Consider the following 19,647-nt stretch of genomic DNA (forward strand, 5'->3'; position numbering starts at 1 on the left):
CTACGAGCGGAAATCCGAACACTTCCTTGCCTTCGTCGGCATAGCCGCAGCCCTCATCTGCCACCGCCGACTCACCAACTGAAACGACGTCTTAGACGGAGTCGCCGCTGAGGGAGCGCGGCGGGTCGGCGAGTGCGACCATCGGACAGGCGTCGTGCCACGACTCTTGGATGACACCGTGTCAACTCGTGGAGTCGGCGAACGCGCCGTGGACCGGGATGACGGGGGGCGTGGGGTGCCGCCAGGGGGTCTCCTTGTCGGCTGAGGCCGGGGCGACCGTCGTGGCCAGGAGGGCCGCCGCGATGCTGGCTCCGGCAAGGACCGTGAGGGGGGTGCGGGCCCGGCGGGTGAGGGCGGTGCGGTTCATGTCGGGTGCCCTTTCTGGGTTGGGAGGGTACGTCGGCCCTTGGGGGGCGGACGGCTCTGGTGGTCCGCGGGCTTTCTCCGCCCACCACCGAGGTGGGGACCAGGGCCGCGTACGGCGGCGTGGGCGGCGCCGTTGCCGCCTTGCCGCCGCACGGGGAAGGACGGCCGAGAAGGCCGCGGAGACGATGTGCGGGTGGCCGAACGCCCCGCGGGGGCGGGTCGGTTGGTCCAGCGATCCGTGTGTGGTGCCGGCACCCGTATGACAGGAGACACGTCCAAGGTGTGACATGGCGAGACGGGCACTTCTTCGTGCGGGCGGCAACGGTCAGAAATGATGCCGGTCGGCGATCTCCTTGTACTCGTCCGCCGTGGCTTTGGGGACCTGTGTGCCTGGGCCGTAGAGGCCGCGGCTGAGGCCGGCGCGCAGGCGGCGGACCTGGCCGGCGCTGCGGGCCGCACCCTGTGAGGGCACGACCTCCAGCGGTCTGTACTGCTCGTGGGCGGTCAAGGTGTGCAGCCTTTCCTGGCCGAGCTGTTCGTGGATTTCGATGTACTCGCCGTGCGGTAGACGTCTGACGATGCCGGTCTCACGACCGTGCAGAACCTTGTCCCGGTCGCGGCGCTGCATACCCAGGGCGCAGCGTTTGGTGACGGCGTAGGACAGGACCGGGACGACGAACAGGCCGACGCGCACACTCCAGGTGACGGCGTTGACGGAGACGTGGAGGTGGGTGGCGATCAGATCGTTGGCGGCGCCTGGCAGGGCCACCAGATAGACGCTGAGCCAGGCCACGCCCAGGGCGGTGCGCACAGGCCGGTTGCGCGGGCGGTCCAGCAGGTTCTGCTCGCGGTCGTCGCCGGTGACCCAGGCCTCGAGGAAGGGGTAGGCGCCCATGGCGAGGAAGAGCAGCACACCGAGCAGCAAAGGAAGGAGGTTGTCCAAGGCGAGAGTGTGGCCCCAGAGGTTGATCTCCCATCCCGGCATGACGCGCAGGAGGCCGTCGGCGACGCCCATGTACCAGTCGGGCTGGGATCCGGCGGAGACCTGGTCGGGGCGGAAGGGCCCGTATTTCCAGACGGGGTTGATCTGCGCGATGCCCGCGATGAAGAAGATCACTCCGGAGACGATGACGAAGAAGCCGCCGGCTTTGACGGCGTACACCCGCAACGGCAGGCCCACGACGTTGGTGCGGGTGCGGCCCGGCCCGGGGTACTGGGTGTGCCGGTGACGGACCGCCAGGGCACCACGGGCGACGATCAGCGCGAGTATCAGTCCGGGGATGACCAGGACGTGGAGGGTGTTGAAGCGCGCGATCAGTTCGTCGCCGGGGAACTCACCGCCGAAGAGGAGGAACGACAGGTAGGTGCCCACGATCGGCACCGACAGGATCGTGCCGTTGACGACCTGTAGGCCGGTCCCCGACAGCAGGTCGTCGGGCAGGTCGTAGCCGGTCAGGCCGCCGAACATGGCCAGAACGAGCAGCAGGAAGCCGAACACCCAGTTCAGCTCTCGCGGCTTGCGGAACGCACCGGTGAAGAACACCCGCAGCATGTGCACCAACAGTGCGGCGACGAAGATCAGTGCCGCCCAGTGGTGAGCCTGGCGGATGAGCAGACCGCCGCGGACGTCGAAGGAGATGTGCAGGGTCGAGTCGAACGCCTTCAACACCAGCTGGCCCTTCAACGGGGCGTAGCTGCCCTGGTAGATCACCGGATCGGCGGAGGGATGGAAGAAGAAGCTCAGGTAGACGCCGGTGAGGAGGAGGATGACGAAGCTGTAGAGGCAGATCTCCCCGATCAGGAAGGACCAGTGGTCGGGGAAGACGACCCGCCGGACGGAGCGGGCCAGGCGGCGGTGGCCCAGTCGGCCGTCCGCCCATTGGGCGAGCCTCTCTCCGGTGCGCTCGTGCCCCGGCTCGGCCGGCACGCTGTCGTCGCCCATTCGTTCACCATTCATTTCTGCCTCCCCCGAAGCTCGGTATGTCCTCATGACATCGCTGTCCGGCCATCGCCATGGACCCGCGGGAAACGTGGCTGTCCCGGCCATCGCCATGGACCCGTGGCACCGGCGTGGTGCGAGAAGTCAGGCCGCCGCGCGGCCGCCGCCGCTCCAGGCGGGTGCCCGGCGCGTTCCTCGCTCAGGAACGCCGGGCCGACGTGTGCCTTCTACAGGTGTGCGGTACGGCACTTGCGTCCCGCGCGCCCTATGGTCGTCTCGCAGGTGGTGCCGTCCGGCAGCTCACTGGTCCGCGACGCCGGGGACCCGGACGCGCCGCCGGGGCACGGGGGGCTCCTGACACCGTGCTGCCACGCGCCGTCCACATCAAGAACTGTTGTCACTGCTATGACCGGCCAGGCCGCTCAGATGTGACACGCGGCGGCCGTGCGGTGGGGCACCGGTGTGGTGTGAGATGTACCGGTGGTCGGGTTACGCGAGCCACACCGTGTGTCGTCCGTCGCACCGGTCGGAGGACGGAGCCCTGGGGCACCCCCACCCGTCTCCCTCCCTCACCCCACGCCTCGCCTCATTTCCCGTTCCTGGGCTCGCTCGTCGGCGGGCCAGGCGAGACAGCGAGGACAGCGACGACAGCGACGACAGCGACGACAGCGACGACAATGTTGGGCACAACCTATGCAACCCCCACCCTCCGACTGTTTCGGAACCAACTTGTAGAGTGGAAATGTCGGAGCCAGGAGGGCCAGACATGCACTTTGATCACACCGTTGATTCCCTGGAGCAGGCGACGAGAGACTTCGTCGCGGCACGCCCGCAGCTCTTCGGCATCGCGTACCGCGTGCTCGGCAGCTCCGTGGAGGCCGAGGACATCCTTCAAGAGGCGTGGCTGCGGTGGCAGCAGACCGATCGCACCACCATTCTCGAACCCACGGCGTTCCTGGCTACAGTCACCACCCGTCTGGCCATCAACTTCGCGCAGTCCGCGAGGGTGCGCCGGGAGTCATACGTCGGGCCCTGGCTTCCGGAGCCGATCGACACGAGTGCAGATCCCTACGTGGGTGCGGAGCGCGCGGAGGCGCTCGAGCTCGCGGTACTTCTCCTGCTGGAGAAGCTGAATCCTGTGGAACGAGCCGCCTACGTCCTGAGGCAAGCTTTCGACTATCCGTACGCGCAGCTCGCAGACATCGTGGAAACGACGGAGGCCAACGCGCGACAGCTGGTGAGCCGGGCGCGCAGGCACCTGGCCGCGGAGCGCCGTGAGCGCGTCAGCCCAGCTCAACACCGGCGCCTGCTGGAAGTGTTCCTCACGGCCGCGCAAACGGGGGACCTGGAAGCTCTCGAGGACGTTCTCGCTGCAGACGTCATCAGCTACGCCGACGGTGGAGGGGTGCGGGGGGCCTCGAAGATCCCCGTCATCGGACGTTCCCACGTCTCCAAGTACGTGGCGGCTTTCGCTCCGCGGTTTTGGCCACCGGCGGCCATCAGGTGGGTCGAGGCCAACGGGCGACCGGCCGTTCTCGTTTCCGTCGACGGCGATGCCGTGGCGCTCCTGTCCGTTGACGCGTCCTCCGAGGGCGTCGACCGGATCATGTGGGTCATCAACCCGGCCAAGCTGGAGCCATACGCTGCGGCCGTGGCCGTTTGATCCACTCGCCCTGTGATCAGCACCGTCGTGGGGCGGCGCGTTCTGACGTACTTCATCCGTCGGCACTCATGTCACAGAGTGGGTCGCCTGTCGTCTACCAGTCGTCGAACTCCTGGCTTCGACGACATCTGAAGGCCAAGTCGCCGCCCTCCGTCGGCGAAGGCCGAGGCGCTGTTTCCTACCCGACCGAAGATGGCATGGAAGGGAACGTCGGCCACGATCACCGTGGCCTCATAGCACAGGCGGGTCCGCACCCCGGGTCGTACGTCGCGGGGTCGTCCTTGTGCTCGCCGAGAGGGCCGGTCAGTGTGGAATCCCCTCGGAAATCCGCTGCTCGGCACAGCAACTGCCTGTCGTCGGCGTACGGCGGCGGTGCAGGAGCTGTCCATCGGTCGGCAACCCCCACCGCATGGTCCGCACACCCATCGGGCGACGGGTGGAAGGCAACGAGGCCGCCAGATCGCTGGTCTTTGCCCAGGTCAGCGTGACACCGCCGTCCTCTCTGCTGTGTACCTCAACGGCGACGTGTCGCAGAATCGCCGAGATCCGTTCATCACCCGGCAGGAGGAGACCGTAGATTTCTTCCCACCCGCCTCTCACGGCATGGTGCGCAAGGTGGAGCAGTAGTCGAGTACCAAGTCCACTGTTCTGCAGCTCGTCTTCCACGAGGAGTGCCACCTCAGCGCTGCCTCCATCCGGCATGAGGTGCCCCAAGGCGACAAGACGGCCCGACGCGTCCTGCGCCGCCAGGTGCACTGCCCCCGGCCGAGCCAGCAGCGCCGTCAGGTAGGTACGCGGATCCCCCATAGCCCGGTGGTAACGGCTCCACAGCGTGTGGGTGGAGCACCTGCCGTGCATCGCGGCGGCGCGCTCGATCGCCTCAGGGCCGATCCGAACGATCCTGGGTAGGCGGCGCATATGTTCTCTTTCCAGAAGCCGTGTGCGCAGGGCATCCAACAGGAGCCGGCGTGACTTGGTGGAAGCCGTGGCTTCGGAAGTAGGACCGAACAGCGCGGCACCGTGTGACAAAGCTCGAGCAGCAGACCTATCTCCGCGTTCCCGCTCCCACCACTGCGGATCGCTCGAAGCTCTCCCTCGCCTCGGCGACGCCGTCCCCCACGCGAGCCGGGACGGCCAGGGTTGATCGTGTTGCGGCCACAGCCACCCGGACCTGCACGCGCTGCACTTGTCCCGACGGACCGGTAGCGGGTGATGGCAGGCAGGCACGCACGGCGTACGCGGCAGCCATGACGGCGAGAAGAAATCCAAGGACTGCCCGAGACTCGCGTCAGGACACGGCACGGACGGAATGGAGCGTTCCGCGGAGCGGCCGCCGACGGTACTCGCTCTCCCGAAGGAGGTCGTCACGTCTTCCTGAAGCGGCGGCTCACGGCCGCGGCAGCAGCCCCTCACATGGCGGTTGTCGTACACGGTCGGCTGTCACAAACACCTGCTTGGCCTGGTCGTAGTGAGTGAGCGAACCAGGCGATCGGAGCCATCATGTCTGTCAGAGAACAACGTCTTTCCGCAACGGTGCTGGTGATCGGCACCGGCGGAGCCGGCCTGCGGGCGGCGATCGAGCTGGCCGAAGCCGGCCTGGACGTCCTCGCCGTCGGCAAGCGTGCCAAGGACGACGCCCACACGGCCCTCGCGGCCGGTGGCATCAACGCGGCCCTGGCCACGATGGACCCCGAGGACAGCTGGCAGCAGCACGCCGCGGACACCCTCAAGGAGAGCTACCTGCTCGCCGATCCCCGCACCACCGAGATCGTGACCCGGGGCGCCGCCCGGGGCATCGACGATCTGGAGCGCTACGGCATGGCCTTCGCCAGGGAGGAGGACGGCCGTATCTCCCAGCGGTTCTTCGGCGCGCACAAGTTCCGGCGCACCGCGTTCGCCGGCGACTACACCGGTCTGGAGATCCAGCGCACACTCATCCGCCGGGTGGGCCAGCTCAAAGTGCCTGTGCTCGACAGCGTGTACATCACCCGGCTCCTGGTCCACGACGGTGCCGTCTTCGGAGCGTACGGCTTCGACCTCACCAACGGCACGCGGTACCTGATCCACGCCGACGCGGTCATCCTCGCGGCCGGCGGACACACCCGCATCTGGCGGCGTACCTCCTCACGGCGCGACGAGAACACCGGTGACTCGTTCCGGCTGGCTGTCGAGGCGGGGGCGCGGCTGCGCGACCCCGAGCTGGTCCAGTTCCACCCCTCGGGCATCATCGAGCCGGAGAACGCGGCCGGGACGCTGGTCAGTGAAGCGGCACGCGGCGAGGGCGGCATCCTGCGCAACCGGCTGGGCGAACGGTTCATGCAGCGCTACGACCCGGAGCGGATGGAACTCTCCACCCGCGACCGCGTGGCCCTCGCCTCCTACACGGAGATCAAGGAGGGCCGCGGCACGCCCAACGGTGGCGTATGGCTCGACGTCTCGCACCTCCCCCGACAGACGATCATGAACCGGCTCCCCCGGGTCTACCAGACGCTGCTGGACCTGCAGATGCTGGACATCACCCGCGAGCCGATCGAGGTCGCGCCCACCGCGCACTACTCGATGGGCGGTGTCTGGGTACGGCCCGAGGACCACAGCACCGACGTCCGCGGGCTCTACGCCATCGGCGAGGCGTCCAGCGGCCTGCACGGTGCCAACCGCCTCGGCGGCAACAGCCTCATCGAGTTGCTGGTCTACGGCCGCATCACGGCGAGTGCGGCCGCCGCCTATGCGGAGTCACTGCACGCGCAGCCGCGGTCGGCGGCCGCGGTGGCCGAAGCCCGGGCCGAGGTCGACGGGCTCCTTGCCGCGGACGGGCCGGAAAACGTCCGCGCCCTGCAGCGGGCCATCCGCAACACCATGACCGAGCACGCGGGCGTCGTCCGTGACGAGGAAGGGCTGCGGGCCGGGCTCACGGAGCTGAGCGCGATCGAGAAGCGGATGGAAGACGTCGGCGTCCATCCCGACATCGCCGGCTATCAGGACCTTGCCCACGCCTTCGACCTGAAGGCCGCCGCCCTGGCCGCGCGGGCCACCCTCGAAGCAGCACTCGAACGCCGTGAAACGCGTGGATGCCACAACCGCAGCGACTACCCGAAGATGGATCCCGCGCTGCAGGTCAACCTCGTCTGGTCCCCGAGCACAGGGATCACCCGGGAGGCCATTCCCGCCATCCCTGAGGAAATCTCCTCCCTGATGGAGGAGGTCTCGACCGAGGGCAAGCTCGCCGAATAGCAATCGGTACCCCGCCTTCGAACAGGACCATCAGACCATCCGCGCGACGTCGGCCGATGCCCTATGTCGTGACAGCGCGCCTCTGCGCGCGAAGCCGTCGGCCTCGGGCAAGGACATCTCGAAATCCATACGCCCACATGTCACAAGTATGTGCGCACCCTTGTCTTTCTTGGTGAAGACCAAACTGAAGGATGCAGGGGGCGGGTCAACCCGCCGACGGTCCCTGCGCATAAGAAGACTCCGAGAGGATCCCCATCATGAAGGTCGTAGTAATCGGCGGCACCGGCCTCATCGGCTCGAAGGTCGTAGAAAAGCTGAATCGGCACGGGCACGAAGCAGTGCCGGCCTCGCCCAACACGGGGGTCAACACGCTGACGGGTGAAGGTCTCGCGGACGTGCTGAGGGATGCGTCGGTCGTCGTCGACGTATCGAACTCCCCGTCGTTCGAGGACGATGCGGTCATGGAGTTCTTCCGTACCTCGACCACCAACCTCCTCAAGGCCGAGGCAACAGCAGGCGTCACGCACCACGTCGCGCTTTCCGTGGTGGGCACAGACCGCCTCCAGCAGAGCGGATACTTCCGGGCCAAGCAGGTCCAGGAGGAACTGATCAAGGACTCTGGTCTTCCGTACTCCATCGTCCACGCAACGCAGTTCTTCGAATTCATGAAGGGCATCGCAGACTCGGCGACCGACGGTGACACCGTGCTGCTGGCCCCCGTGAAGATCCAGCCGGTCTTCTCCGACGACGTGGCAACGGCCGTGGGCCGCACCGCCGTCGGTACGCCCGTCAACGGCCTGGTCGAGGTCGCGGGCCCCGAGGCCTTCCAGCTCGACGAGCTCATCCGGAAGGGTCTCGCCGCCAAGAACGACCCGCGCACCGTTGTGGCGGACCCTCACGCTCCGTACTTCGGTGCCGAGCTCGAAGAGTCCACGCTCCTTCCGGGCCCCGACGCGCACCTCGGTGACACCCACTTCACGGACTGGCTCGCCCAGCAGTAGCGCGTACGCCGGGGCCCTGGCAGCAGGGCCCCGGCCTCCCCCGAATTCGCTGGACTATCCGACCACCCCTACCGGCGCAGCCAGGAGAGTCACCGCCCGAAAGAAGCAGCTCGCATGCTCAAAAACCGCAGCCGGGATGGGAATTCCATCGCCAGGTTCGACAGCACTCCAACCGGCATCTATATCATCGACCCGGTCCGCAGCATGCTCGGATTCTCCTTTCGGCACGCAGCGATCTCGGATATCCGAGGTAAGTTCAATTCCTTTGAAGGCCTCCTCAAACTCGACGCCGCTCGCCCTTACCGTTCCGAGGCCTACATGAGCGTGCAGACCGGAAGCCTCGAAACGGGGAATCGGCAGCGAGACGAGCATCTCAAGGGGCCCGACTTCTTCGATTCAGCGACGTTTCCCCTGCTGACCTGCCGCTCGATCGGCTTCGAATACGCGGGAAACGAGGGTTTGCGCCTCATCGGTGACGTCAGAATAAGGGACATCGAACTACCCATCGCGATTGACCTCAAGTTCGGCAGCACCACACAGGAGGCGGCGGGTAGGGAGCGGGTGGAATGCGAAGGAAGAGCCGCGCTGAAACCCTCAGATTGGGGGCTCATCTCGAACACGCCACTTCACGCAGGAGGCGTACGGGTGAGCAACGAGATATCACTGGTCATGGACATTTCGGCGGTTCGCGTGTTCCAGGCGCCCCCGGCTTGAGCATCTGCCGTGGCCGCGGAATTTCCAAGGCGCTTCGGTAGAACGCCGGGAGATCGCCACCGACCGTCCGGCGCCGCTGTACGCGCCCCGCACGAACGTTCTCTGTCCTGCGAGCTCGGCCTTGCTGGAGAGCCTGGACCGCAATCCTCACCAGTTGTTGAAGTTCATGGAGGCCGCCGTGCTGCCGGCGCCGGCCTCACCTGCCCAAGCCGGGCGTCCATGGGATGACGGGATGACCGGCTTGCCCGCGCCGCACCGTGGGGACGGAGCGGCGCACACGGCCGGGTGGTGTACCTCTGGAGCGGAGAGGTACACCACCCGGCCGCCCTTGCGCGGCCCGGCCCGCGAGCGCAGGACCGACCGACACCAGCATCGAGCGCAGCCGCTCGGTCCGTCGCCCGAACCCGCGGGTGGCTCGTTCAACCCCGAAAGCACTTCGTTCACGGCGAAGGACTGTCGACCACACCACCATCCAGTCAGGCGGTTTTCGGGCGAACTTCAGTGGTCATAGGCGGTCAGTGCGCACATGACCGGCTGAACGCGCATGAACGTGGCTCCACTCATCAGGCCCTTTCATCAGGCCCTTCTGGAATCGATCATCGAGGGAACCGGGAGGCGCTCTACCGGAGGACCGCCGAGATCAGTCCGCCGGGCCGCTCCTCGCGCTGCGGCGGGGTGTTGATCGGGCGGCCGTAGGCGGCGGCGCGCTCGCGCAGGGTGTGACTGTCGGCCTCCCAGCCGTGCCCGGCCAGCCAGCCCACCGGGTCGTCGGGCATCTCCGAGACCCACATGGACGCCGCCGAGCCCGGCGCGGCGTCCGCGCCGAAGCGCTCGATCACGCCGCGCGCGCCCAATGTCAGCCCCATCCGACTGCCTGCCGCCGACCGCGCGCTGATCCGGGCCAGCAGTAGCTCCACCGCTTCCTCGGGCAGATAGATCAGTAGTCCTTCGGCGATCCACACGGTCGGCACGGCCGGGTCGTGCCCTGCGGCGGCCAGCGCGCGTGGCCAGTCCTCACGCAGATCCACCGCGACGGTGATCCGCTCACAGCGTGCGAAGGCCCGCTCCTGGCGCAGCACCGAAGCCTTGAAGTCGAGTGGCGCGGCAGTGTCGACCTCGAACAGCCGGGTGCCCTCGGGCCAGTCCATCCGGAAGGCCCGGCTGTCCATGCCGGCGCCGAGCAGCACGACCTGCCGGATCCCGGACGCGGAGGCCTGCCGCAACAGGTCGTCGAGGAACTTCGTCCTGATGACGATGGAGAACGACACGGCCAGCCGGCGGCGTCGCGCGGCCTCGTCATCGGGCGGCGGCGAGGAGGGCCACAGGCCGCCGGCGGTGGCGAAGGCCTGTGCCAGTGGGTCGAGGAACAGCGCGTTCTCCCGCTCGGTCTCCAGCGCCCGCACCCTGGCCACCCCCACCGCCGTGGCCCACACTCCCGACGGCTGCACCCGCTCCTGCTCATCAGTCACCGCGCCAGCCTAGGTGATCGATTCCAAGGGGCCTGATGAAGGGAGCCACGTTCATGCGTGGCCAGCCAGTCGCGCGCGCACTGAGGCCGCCTACGACCACCCGAACCACCATTAGGCGAAGAGCAGCAGTCATCCTGTGTACGCGACCACACGAAGTGGACCAGGGCCCGAGAACCGACAGCACCTCTACTCGAGTTCGGGCAGCGCTCAACGCTGCGCAGAAATCGAGCAGTTCATGACTTCAAGCAGCACGGGCCCCTGCCGAGAGTTCAGCAGGGGCCCCACGGTGTGAGGAGTTGCGGAGGGCCGGGGCCTGTCCTCGATGAGCGGCATGCCCCGGCCGACGTCAGCTACCGTCTGCTGCCGGTCCGACGGCCGGCCTCACTTCAGATGTCGGGTGAAGAACTGGGCCGCGGCGTCCCCCGCGAACTGCGGGACGCCGGTGTGCCCGCCGAGATGGGCGTGCAGAGACTTCTCCTTGGAGCTGAAGGCGTCGAACAGGTCCAGGGCCGCCTGCCGGTCGTTCCCTTCGTCGTCCCACTGCAGCAGGACGTGCAGTGGAATGGTGACCTGCCGTGCTTCCTCGAACAGGGCGCGCGGCACGAAACTCCCGGCGAACAGAACGGCGGCCGAGATACGAGACTCGACCAACGCCAGCCGGATACCGATGGAGATCACGCCCCCCGAGTACCCGACCGGGCCGGCGATGTCGGGCAGCGAGAGGAGGGCGTCCAGGGCGGCCTGCCATTCCGGGACCGCCTTGTCGACCAGCGGGAGGACGAGGGCGTCGACGATTTCGTCGCTGACCGGCTCGCCGGCCTCCATTGCCCGGCGCAGGTCGGCGCGGGCCTGCTCGACGGCGGGCCAACGGGGCCGGTCGCCGCTTCCGGGGAGCTCGATGGTGGCCGTGGCGAAGCCCTCCGCCGCGGAGTGCCGGGCCCGGGCCACCAGTCGGGGGTACATCTTGCGCAGCCCGAGGGGAGGATGGCCCAGCAGGATCAGCGGCGCCGGTGCGGATGCGGGTGCGGGTGCGGGTGCGGGTGTCCACAGGATGCCGGGGATCTCACCGAGGGTGAATTCGCGTTCGAGGACGCCGTCGTCGAGGCGCTGCTCGGAAGTGAAATGCATGGTCGTGCCTTTCGGGAGTGCACTGGAACGGCGCTCCCGGGCAACCTGCCTATCGCCCGGCCGTGACCCCGGAGGGGAGCACCCATGTCGATACTGCGTTCACGGGTACCACCTCCTCGATCTCTCGCACGGCCTCCGGGAATTTAGCAGTGGTCGCCCTCGTCCCCCAACGGGTTTTTGCGGAGTCTCCATGGCCGGATGCCACGGAGACACCTCGCAGAGCCTTTTGCGGTGCCGTCGCGACTTCCCGAGCGGCAGCTCTGCGACGCCGGAGGGCTCTGGTGCTGTCGTTTCTCATGAACGTCGAACACTACGCACCGCCGACGCCTCCCAAACTCGTGGACAGGTGCTGTCGGTTCTCACCTCTTGGTTCAGAGAAGTGCCCAGGCCGGAACTGATGGCGCCGGAGCAGATCGTTCGTTCGGGGCATGGCAGACCTCCGCGAGACACCGCGAGCTCCCCCAGCCTCAAAGCACCCTCCCTGCCCGGCATGCCGCCTGGGCGCGCCGTGTTCCTGTACTGCCGACACGGGGTCGAGTGCAGGCGACCGGCTGGTGGGTGCGAGCGGTCAGCGCACCAGCTCGGTGGCCAGGAGGTCCATCAGGAGGCCGTCGTGCCAGGTGCCGTCCGGGCCACGCTCGTAATGCCGCATGATGCCGACCGGCCGGAAGCCGACCTTGGTGTAACAGCGGATCGCCGCAGTGTTGTCGGCTGCCGGGTCGATGACCAGACGGTGATAGCCGTGGACGTCGATGAGATGGCCGGCCAGTGCTCGTACGACGTCGGTGCCGAGGCCCCTGCCGTGCACCGTGGGATCGAGGAAGAGGTCGATGCCGGCGTGCCGGTAGTCCGGGTCCTCCTCGGCGTACCACTGGATCAGGCCGATGATCCGCTGTCGGTGCTCGACGGTCAGTGACCGGGTGTCAGAGTCCTCGAGATCGGCTGCGATCTCCGTCTCGAGATCGTCCCCGCCGTTCCATCGTGCACGCACTTCAGGTGTGGCCCGGATGGCGGCCAAGGTACGGATGTCCTCACGCACGGTGGGGCGAAGGACGACGGAGGCGCCACGCAGCACAGTCATCCAGGAAATTTACGCGACCGGCCTCGCTGCGGCTCGCACTGGATCGCTGCTTCTGTGACACGGTGCACGATGCTGCCCGCAATCCGTGCGCTGAGCGGCGCGCACACAGCCGAGCACTGCGCGGCAACCCAGGATCCGGTTGTGAGCATTGGCCGCGGTTGTCACATCTCCCTCTGCTGTCTGGTCAATTCCACGGTGGTTCTACCACCGGCTGCCCATCCCGCAGAGAGGAAGGACGTCCATGACATCGCGACCCAGTATCCCCCGGGGCTCAACGGACCGGCGCCCATGTTCCGCCCTGCCCGACGGCGGCGCCCGCTACAGAGCGTGCGCGGTCCCTGAGACGGGACGACGTCCGCGGCGCTTCCACTCGAAGACTGATCCCTGCGTGTCACGTGTGGCGGCCATTCAGGCCGTCGTGCTGACGAAGGTGCCGTCGGCACACGGTCTCACTGCGGGATCGGGCACAGGGTGCCCGGCCGGAGATCGTCCAAGCCGGGTGCACCCTGACTGCGTTCCGTACGACACTCGGACCGCACCACAGAAGGTCGCATGACGTCACGACGAGACTCTGCCGAACCATCCGACGCCGCCACTGCCAGTGCCTTCCTGTCGGCCGAGGCCGCTCTGCTGGAGGCGCGCATCCACATGCTGCAGGAAGCCATCGATGATGTCGATGCACGCATCAAGGCGGTCGCCGCGAGTCTGCACCGCCTGACCTCTCCCTATTCGTGAGCGAGCGTCGGGAGGCCGACAGCCGCGCGATCACCCGGTGGCGAGGCTCGCGCAGGCAGCGCGGTCACACGGTCCCGTCAGTCAGCATTCTGCGATCGGGTGCGCTACTTCGCGTGCCACCGTTCAGTGCCACAAGTTGTTGTCTGCTCGCTCTCAGGGACGACACCTGTGAATGACGTTTCCGCAGCCTAAAGGCCTGCCCGCCTGCCCTTGTGGATTGTAGTCGGCGTCCGTGGACTGAGACACCCGTCTCGCGTATCTACACCCTGGGTGACCCACTACATATAGTGTTGAGGGAGGGTAGGTCGGTCGCGTCCAGAGCAGGCAGTACCACGGTTGGCTGGGCGCGTTAGGGGTTGAGGATAAGAGGAACGCATGGTCCCTGTATCTCACTCGGCACGAAACGTTGAGATGACGGCTGAGAGCCTTCAGGTGGAGCTGGCACGCCTGCAGGTGCAGAAGCAGGCATTGGAGCGGGAGCTGGCTGCGGTCATGGCGCATCTGGGCTCGGTGGAACGCGCCCTTGGTGCTCTTGAGGCCCTGATGCCCGGCCCGGAAGCCGCACCTTCGATGAGCGTCTCCGGCGCCGCCGCCCCGCAGCGAAGCGACATCGCGTCGACCACCGCCCGACCGGCAGACGTATCGCCTGCCGGGCCCGCGGATGTCGTACGGAAGTCGACGTTGCCCGCCCAGCAGCCGCAGATCAGCAGGGAGAACGTCCCCTCCGCCGATGATGCCGGCGAGCAGAGCAACTACGGCAAGCTCACCCAGCAGATTCTGGAGTTCTTCGCCGAAACCGGAAAGGCCGACGTGAGGGCCCGCGATGTTGCCGCGGCTCTCGGCCGTGACTCTGACAGCGGAAGTGTCAACGCGGTCCGCAGCACACTCGATCGGCTCGTAGGTACCTCTCGGGTCCAGCGGACGGGCCGTGGGCTGTACCGCGCCAAGCGCTCTTGATGCCTGTCCGTGCCGCCGGCCACGGTCTGCCCTACCGGCCAAGCCTGTCTGCCGAAGCCTCGTCAGCGCACCGTTCTCGGTCAGTCCGTGAATCGCGCGACCACTCGAGCCGCCCGGGAAGGTTCTGCCCCGCTGACAAGCCGCGCGCCCACAGGCGCCGGGCGCCACACGCGGGGGATCGTGTGGCGCCCGTCAACCAACCTGCGGGCTCTAATCGCGCAGGTGCGCGGACAGGCGGCCAATGAGCGACCTGAACGCTGTGATCAGCTTACCAAACTCGTCTTGACTGTCGCCAACGTTGGATGTTGCATCGGTGGGCACGGTGCACATCATGTGAGCCGAGGGGGCTGAGGCGAACGGAGACAGCTTCGACGTTCCACCGGACGGTCCTGTAGTGGAAGCCGCCGCGCCTCGGCCCCAACGGGCGCGAGTGCCCCTCCGGGTCCGGGAGTCGGTCTGGGTGCTCGTCGAGCCCGCTTCGGCGCCTGCCGTCCGAAGTCGGCAGGGAACCCCTCCCACGGTGCCCCGTAACACGGTGTGCCGCGCCCATCGTCGCGGCCCGGGTCGCCGCGTCCTGGCCGCGGCGACGACAGGGCTGACGGGCGCGGCTGCGGAGGCGTCACCAGTCGGGATCCTCGTACTCCGTCTCGGGCACGCCCGTGTCCGAGAAGATGTCCCTTGCCTGCTGTCTCAGCAGTTCAGCGGCGGCGCTGTCGGTCTTGCGGTGTGCGCGAGCGAGTGCCATGAGGGTGCGGGCCTCACCGAGTCGGTGGCCGGTCTCGCGGTGCACGGCGAGGGCCTTCCGGCCGAGCATATTGCAGCACCCCGGGCCATGGTGATGGATACGGCATCGCACGACCCGCACAACCTGAATCGGCCGGTGCAGCGATGTCAAAAGCCGCCGCGACAGGCTCGGCGAGGACCGGCCCACCGCCCTCACACCAACGACCGTCGCCTGCGCGTAACCCCGCTCATGACCGTGACGGAACGTACAACGGGCCCCGGGGCGAGCCCTCACGCTCGTGCGGTGTTCCGTTGTCACCAGAGCAAGTTGCCCCAAACCCTTTGTGTAGTCGGGCTGTTACATGTCACCTGAGCGCAACCTTGAGCCGTATTCGGATGTCTGAACGAGTGTCCCGGGGTCGGCCCCGGGGGGATTCGGCATGGGCTGGACGGCCGGACGCCGTGGGGCGGCGCAGCACAGACGGAGGACCGTGGACACGCAAGGCGACAGGAACATCGACCCCGCGGACCAGTGGGTCCTCGACCCGGAGACCGGTGACTACCGGTTGCGGATGGACGCCGACGACGCCCCGGCGCCCACGGTGCCGGCGCAGGGAGGACATCGCGCGCACCGCGAGGGGGAGGTGCGGCCCGTCCCGAAGCCACGCGAGGGCAGCCGCCGTGGTGGGGCGACGAGGCCCCGCAAGGCCAAGCGGTCCAGGAAGCGGAAGGTCCTTATGTGGACCGGGGGGACACTGGGTTTCGTGCTGCTGGCGGGCAGTGGCGGGGCCTACCTGCTGTACCGCCACTTCGATGACAACATCAGCACGGTGGACGTCGGTACGGCGGGCAGCAGGAACGCGACCAGCAAGGACGCAGTGAACATCCTGGTCATCGGCACCGACAGCCGGATAGGTCTGGGCGGGAAGTACGGGGACGCCGGCAGCGTAGGTCACGCCGACACCACGATCCTCTTCCACGTGGCGAAGGACCGGTCGAACGCGACGGCGATGAGCATCCCACGCGACATGGTCACCGGCATCCCGGACTGCCCGACCAAGCAGAAGGACGGCTCGACCAAGACGATCCCGGGGACGCCCAAGGCCACGTTCAGCCCGCGCTTCAACGAGAGCCTCGGCCAGGCCGGCCGTGACCCGGGCTGCACCATGCGTACCGTCGCCAAGATCACCGGCCTGCCGGTCGACCATTTCATTCTGGTCAACTTCGAGGCCGTGAAAACCCTGTCCACGGCTGTCGGCGGCGTGCCCATCTGCCTCGCCCATGCCATCGACGACACGGATTCCCTGGGCCAGGGCTCCCATCTGCACCTGCCCGCCGGCCCGCACACGGTCCAGGGCGAACAGGCCCTGCAGTTCGTCAGGACCCGTCACTCGCTGAAGAACGGCAGCGACCTGGACCGCATCGACCTGCAGAAGCAGTTCCTGGGGTCGATGATCCGTCAGATGAAGTCCAGTGACACCCTCACCGACCCCCGCAAGCTCTTCGAACTGGCGAACGCTGCCACCAAGTCGCTCACCGTGGACACCGGTATCGGCGGTGTCGGGAAGCTCACCGACCTCGCCAAGGACCTCAACCGGGTCGATCCCGAGCACATCACCTTCACTACACTCCCGGTCATCGACAATCCGGACGAGGGGAAGATCCACAAGACCGTCGTAGTCGACGAGACCAGGGCGCCCGCCCTCTTCGCGGCGATCAAGAACGACGTTTCGCTGACCGAGGCCAAGAAGAAGGCCACGACCTCCGACACCAAGCTCCACGGCCCCAAGGCGGACCCGTCGCAGGTCCGGGTCGTCCTCTACAACGGCGGTGGCCCCCAGGGAGCGGCGCAGACCACTCAGCAGTGGCTGCTGAACACCAAGGGCGTCACCCACTCCACCAACGGCGGCAACGCCCCCGGGGCGCAGCAGGCCCGCACGACCCTGGCTTACGGTCCCGACCAGGCAGACCAGGCCCGGACGCTCGCCGCGATGATGGGCCTACCCGCCTCGGCGCTCCACCCCGGACCGGACGATCGAGGACCCGGCACCGAGATGACACTCACTCTCGGGGGCGACTACCAGGGCCCCGGAGTGCCGCTCACCGACCCGAACAAGCCCTCGGTCGACATACCGCAGTCACACGCCGACAAGAACGAGTGCGTCGGCTGAGCCCGGCGAGTACGCCACGTCCGCCTCCAGGGCGGGGGTGGCGGCTCGGTCCCCTGCCACATCCCTTCGAGCCGGAGGCCGCGGACTGGATGGGCCCGAAGCCGACGGTACAGATGCTCATCGCCTGGCCGTGGCCCCGGCCGCCGAATCGGCGACGGGAACAGGCGCACCTCCTACGGAGCCCCCGCCGCTTCGGACCGGGGGCGGGTGCAGTCGATCGTAGGGCCCGGCGGCCTCATGCGTGGGTGATGACCGCCCGGAAGCGGGCTTTCCCGTCCGCTACACGCTGATAGGCCTCTGCGGCCCGGTCCTGACCGTAGATCTCCACCATCGGCGTGACCTTGCCCTCGGCAGCGATCTGGAGAGCCTGCGTCAGATACTCGGTGCCATTGTGGGCAGAACCCAGGATCTGAATGCTGTTCATCAGCATCGGCATGTTCGGAACCGCGAACTCGTCGAACGCGATGCCCATCAGCACCACCCGGCCGCGCGGCGCCACACCCTGGAAGGCATCGGCCACCGCGCGGTTGGAGCTGTTGGTGTGCATCAAGACGTCCGCTCCGCCCGCCTCCCGCAGCTCCGCCCCGTTCGACACCACGAGATCCGCACCCAGCGTACGAGCGAGATCCCTCTTGTCGGGCGAGCCGGTGACGGCGATCGTCGTGAACCCGGCAGCCTTGGCGTACTGCAGCGCCAAATGCCCCATCCCGCCGATCCCTGACACCGCGACACGTTCACCCGGCTTGGGACGGGCACGCCGCAATCCGCTCCAGGCCGTGTAGCCCACGCACATGAGCGGCGCGGCATGCTCGTACGACAGGCCCTCCGGAAGGATGACGGTCGCCTCCGCACGTGTGGCGACATACTCGCCGTTCGCACCGGCGACATTCATCCCGGTCAGTACCGGCCGCTCGCAGCTTGCGGCCGTGACGAAGTCCAGCGCCTCCCCCCGTCGGCACCACGCACACCGCCCGCACCCGGTCTGCAGTGTCACCAGGCCGACACGGTCACCGACGGCCCGCGAGGTGACGCCCTCCCCTACCGCCACGACCTCCCCCACGCCCTCGTGGCCCAGCGTCATCGGGAATTCGACTCCGAACGACAGCTTGCCCTCGGTGATCCACACATCCGTACCGCAGATCCCACTGGCGTGCACCTTCACCAGCACCTCCCCCGGCCCCGCCTCCGGAGCCTCCACCGTCCGCACTTCCCACGGCTCCCCCAGTGCCGACGTGACTACTGACTGCATCTTTGGCATGACTCTCCTCCATGGACTGCCGGCGACCTGCCGGAAACAGCGCCGCGATCAGGACTCGGCGTCCTGCATGGCCGCGAAATTGAATGCACGGCACTGTTCCATGAAAGGTCGCGCCACCTCACCTGTCAAGGTTCACCAAACACCGCTGTGCACCGAAATCTCATTTCGGTGCACAGCGGTGTAGATTCATCTGTGTGGTCGGCCCCGGACCGGCCGGCGACCACGAGGACCAGGGGTGCAGCGATGACGGCTGACAGGAAGGACACCGGTCGCAGGTACGACATGCGACGTCGCGCCGACACGATGAGTGAGACGCGGCACCGCATCACAGACGCGACAATTCAGCTGCACGGAACGGTGGGGCCCGCCCGTACGACCATCGCAGGCATCGCTACGCTGGCCGGAGTGCAGCGGCACACCGTCTATCGGCACTTCCCCACCGAGGAAGATCTGCTCGACGCGTGCTCCACGGAGTACTGGCAGCGCAACCCCTGGCCGGACAGCACGAGCTGGCAGGAGATCCCGTCGCCGCATGAACGGGCCACCAAGGCGCTCGGGGACCTGTACGGGTTCTACGACACCGTCGAACCCATGCTGACGAACGTACTCAGAGACTGCGAAAACGTTCCCGGTATCCACTCCAGCGTCGACTCCTACAAAACGAAGCTCGACGCGGCGACGCGCATTCTGCTCGCGGGCTACTCCCCCGCTCCGGCCGCACGCCCCACCCTCACGGCCGCGATCCGCCACGCCGTCGCATTTACCACGTGGCAGTCCCTCGTCCGCGCGAACGGACTCGAGGCCGCTACCGCCGCAGCCCTGATGATCTCGCTCTTCGAAACAATCCAGACGAGGACCGTGAATCGTTCGGCGTAAGAGTCGTTGGATGCGTGCGGATTGCCCTTTATCTCCCAGCCTCACTGTTTCGCTTCGGGTGGTTGAGCCGGCCCGGTCGCGGTGACCGGCGATTTCGATCACCGGTGCCGCATCCTTCTCGGAGCGGCATGTGATCCGCGTGGCGTCGATGACGGTCTCGCGGCCATCGGCAATCATCACCGCGAGCTCAGTGGCGATCCGGCCCGGGTCGTGGCCCTCCCGCAGCGGCCTCAGCTGACACTAAGACACCGTTTCTGATGGCGTGATCGTTCGTTGATCCGTGCATGACGGATCTGGTTGAGCGGCTGGTGCCCGATGAGTTGTGGGTGCTGTTC

Annotated in this window: 16 protein-coding genes; 8 read left to right on the forward strand and 8 right to left on the reverse strand. The window is 67.5% G+C overall.

The annotated features are described in order from the left end of the window. Nucleotides 1-181 precede the first annotated feature (181 nt). A complete protein-coding gene (locus ACFV0T_RS41090; protein ID WP_385790504.1) occupies nucleotides 182-367 on the reverse strand; it encodes a hypothetical protein in 186 nt (61 codons plus the stop codon). A 324-nt stretch (nucleotides 368-691) separates the two neighbouring features. Next, a complete protein-coding gene (locus ACFV0T_RS41095; protein ID WP_385790527.1) occupies nucleotides 692-2,308 on the reverse strand; it encodes a cytochrome bc complex cytochrome b subunit in 1,617 nt (538 codons plus the stop codon). A 763-nt stretch (nucleotides 2,309-3,071) separates the two neighbouring features. On the opposite strand from ACFV0T_RS41095, the gene ACFV0T_RS41100 reads away from it, so the two are divergent. Further along, nucleotides 3,072-3,968, forward strand: a complete 897-nt coding sequence (locus tag ACFV0T_RS41100) for an RNA polymerase sigma-70 factor (protein ID WP_385790506.1) — start codon at nucleotides 3,072-3,074, stop codon at nucleotides 3,966-3,968. A gap of 303 nt (nucleotides 3,969-4,271) precedes the next feature. Here the strand turns inward: ACFV0T_RS41100 and ACFV0T_RS41105 are convergent, their stop codons facing one another. Then, nucleotides 4,272-4,775, reverse strand: a complete 504-nt coding sequence (locus ACFV0T_RS41105; protein WP_385790508.1) for an N-acetyltransferase — start codon at nucleotides 4,773-4,775, stop codon at nucleotides 4,272-4,274. A gap of 693 nt (nucleotides 4,776-5,468) precedes the next feature. Between ACFV0T_RS41105 and ACFV0T_RS41110 the strand changes: the two genes are divergently transcribed. The 3 genes from ACFV0T_RS41110 to ACFV0T_RS41120 all read left to right on the forward strand — a co-directional run bounded on the left by ACFV0T_RS41110 (nucleotide 5,469) and on the right by ACFV0T_RS41120 (nucleotide 8,914). Further along, nucleotides 5,469-7,199, forward strand: coding sequence for an L-aspartate oxidase (locus ACFV0T_RS41110; RefSeq protein WP_385790510.1), 1,731 nt, complete (start codon nucleotides 5,469-5,471; stop codon nucleotides 7,197-7,199). A 257-nt stretch (nucleotides 7,200-7,456) separates the two neighbouring features. Beyond that, entirely contained in the window at nucleotides 7,457-8,200 is a 744-nt protein-coding gene (locus ACFV0T_RS41115; protein ID WP_385790511.1) for an SDR family oxidoreductase, read from the forward strand. 114 nt (nucleotides 8,201-8,314) lie between these two features. Continuing rightward, a complete protein-coding gene (locus ACFV0T_RS41120; RefSeq protein ID WP_385790512.1) occupies nucleotides 8,315-8,914 on the forward strand; it encodes a YceI family protein in 600 nt (199 codons plus the stop codon). A gap of 620 nt (nucleotides 8,915-9,534) precedes the next feature. On the opposite strand, the gene ACFV0T_RS41125 is transcribed toward ACFV0T_RS41120, so the two are convergent. From ACFV0T_RS41125 to ACFV0T_RS41135, 3 genes are all read right to left on the reverse strand, one after another. Beyond that, nucleotides 9,535-10,347 (reverse strand): class I SAM-dependent methyltransferase, encoded by an 813-nt coding sequence (locus ACFV0T_RS41125; protein ID WP_385790529.1) that lies wholly within the window; start codon nucleotides 10,345-10,347, stop codon nucleotides 9,535-9,537. Nucleotides 10,348-10,764: 417 nt separating this feature from the next. After that, complete coding sequence (locus ACFV0T_RS41130) at nucleotides 10,765-11,511, reverse strand: alpha/beta hydrolase (RefSeq protein ID WP_385790514.1); 747 nt, start codon at nucleotides 11,509-11,511, stop codon at nucleotides 10,765-10,767. Between the two features lie 568 nt (nucleotides 11,512-12,079). Then, nucleotides 12,080-12,592, reverse strand: a complete 513-nt coding sequence (locus ACFV0T_RS41135; RefSeq protein ID WP_385790516.1) for a GNAT family N-acetyltransferase — start codon at nucleotides 12,590-12,592, stop codon at nucleotides 12,080-12,082. A 552-nt stretch (nucleotides 12,593-13,144) separates the two neighbouring features. Here ACFV0T_RS41135 and ACFV0T_RS41140 point away from each other — a divergent pair. Both ACFV0T_RS41140 and ACFV0T_RS41145 read left to right on the forward strand, forming a co-directional pair. Then, on the forward strand, nucleotides 13,145-13,327 hold the full coding sequence (locus tag ACFV0T_RS41140; RefSeq protein WP_385790518.1) for a hypothetical protein: 183 nt from the start codon (nucleotides 13,145-13,147) through the stop codon (nucleotides 13,325-13,327). Nucleotides 13,328-13,702: 375 nt separating this feature from the next. Further along, the gene (locus tag ACFV0T_RS41145) at nucleotides 13,703-14,284 is read left to right on the forward strand and encodes a hypothetical protein (RefSeq protein ID WP_385790519.1); all 582 of its coding nucleotides are present in this window, start codon (nucleotides 13,703-13,705) and stop codon (nucleotides 14,282-14,284) included. A 619-nt stretch (nucleotides 14,285-14,903) separates the two neighbouring features. On the opposite strand, the gene ACFV0T_RS41150 is transcribed toward ACFV0T_RS41145, so the two are convergent. Beyond that, nucleotides 14,904-15,098: a hypothetical protein gene (locus ACFV0T_RS41150; protein ID WP_385790521.1), complete on the reverse strand. Its 195-nt coding sequence runs from the start codon at nucleotides 15,096-15,098 to the stop codon at nucleotides 14,904-14,906. A gap of 400 nt (nucleotides 15,099-15,498) precedes the next feature. Here ACFV0T_RS41150 and ACFV0T_RS41155 point away from each other — a divergent pair, with 400 nt between their 5' ends. Then, a complete protein-coding gene (locus ACFV0T_RS41155; protein ID WP_385790523.1) occupies nucleotides 15,499-17,178 on the forward strand; it encodes an LCP family protein in 1,680 nt (559 codons plus the stop codon). 235 nt (nucleotides 17,179-17,413) lie between these two features. Here the strand turns inward: ACFV0T_RS41155 and ACFV0T_RS41160 are convergent, their stop codons facing one another. Beyond that, nucleotides 17,414-18,436, reverse strand: coding sequence for an alcohol dehydrogenase catalytic domain-containing protein (locus ACFV0T_RS41160; protein ID WP_385790525.1), 1,023 nt, complete (start codon nucleotides 18,434-18,436; stop codon nucleotides 17,414-17,416). 303 nt (nucleotides 18,437-18,739) lie between these two features. Here ACFV0T_RS41160 and ACFV0T_RS41165 point away from each other — a divergent pair, with 303 nt between their 5' ends. After that, the gene (locus ACFV0T_RS41165) at nucleotides 18,740-19,312 is read left to right on the forward strand and encodes a TetR/AcrR family transcriptional regulator (protein ID WP_385790531.1); all 573 of its coding nucleotides are present in this window, start codon (nucleotides 18,740-18,742) and stop codon (nucleotides 19,310-19,312) included. Nucleotides 19,313-19,647 lie beyond the last annotated feature (335 nt).

This window comes from Streptomyces sp. NPDC059582 (assembly GCF_042735715.1).
Lineage (GTDB): Bacteria > Actinomycetota > Actinomycetes > Streptomycetales > Streptomycetaceae > Streptomyces.

Excerpts from the sequence above, each read along its gene's own strand:
- ACFV0T_RS41090 (WP_385790504.1), bottom strand. The coding sequence starts at position 367 with ATGAACCGCACCGCCCTCACCCGCCGGGCCCGCACCCCCCTCACGGTC.
- ACFV0T_RS41095 (WP_385790527.1), bottom strand. The coding sequence starts at position 2,308 with ATGGGCGACGACAGCGTGCCGGCCGAGCCGGGGCACGAGCGCACCGGA.
- ACFV0T_RS41100 (WP_385790506.1), top strand. The coding sequence starts at position 3,072 with ATGCACTTTGATCACACCGTTGATTCCCTGGAGCAGGCGACGAGAGAC.
- ACFV0T_RS41105 (WP_385790508.1), bottom strand. The coding sequence starts at position 4,775 with ATGGGGGATCCGCGTACCTACCTGACGGCGCTGCTGGCTCGGCCGGGG.
- ACFV0T_RS41110 (WP_385790510.1), top strand. The coding sequence starts at position 5,469 with ATGTCTGTCAGAGAACAACGTCTTTCCGCAACGGTGCTGGTGATCGGC.
- ACFV0T_RS41115 (WP_385790511.1), top strand. The coding sequence starts at position 7,457 with ATGAAGGTCGTAGTAATCGGCGGCACCGGCCTCATCGGCTCGAAGGTC.
- ACFV0T_RS41120 (WP_385790512.1), top strand. The coding sequence starts at position 8,315 with ATGCTCAAAAACCGCAGCCGGGATGGGAATTCCATCGCCAGGTTCGAC.
- ACFV0T_RS41130 (WP_385790514.1), bottom strand. The coding sequence starts at position 11,511 with ATGCATTTCACTTCCGAGCAGCGCCTCGACGACGGCGTCCTCGAACGC.
- ACFV0T_RS41135 (WP_385790516.1), bottom strand. The coding sequence starts at position 12,592 with ATGACTGTGCTGCGTGGCGCCTCCGTCGTCCTTCGCCCCACCGTGCGT.
- ACFV0T_RS41140 (WP_385790518.1), top strand. The coding sequence starts at position 13,145 with ATGACGTCACGACGAGACTCTGCCGAACCATCCGACGCCGCCACTGCC.
- ACFV0T_RS41145 (WP_385790519.1), top strand. The coding sequence starts at position 13,703 with ATGGTCCCTGTATCTCACTCGGCACGAAACGTTGAGATGACGGCTGAG.
- ACFV0T_RS41150 (WP_385790521.1), bottom strand. The coding sequence starts at position 15,098 with ATGCTCGGCCGGAAGGCCCTCGCCGTGCACCGCGAGACCGGCCACCGA.
- ACFV0T_RS41160 (WP_385790525.1), bottom strand. The coding sequence starts at position 18,436 with ATGCCAAAGATGCAGTCAGTAGTCACGTCGGCACTGGGGGAGCCGTGG.
- ACFV0T_RS41165 (WP_385790531.1), top strand. The coding sequence starts at position 18,740 with ATGAGTGAGACGCGGCACCGCATCACAGACGCGACAATTCAGCTGCAC.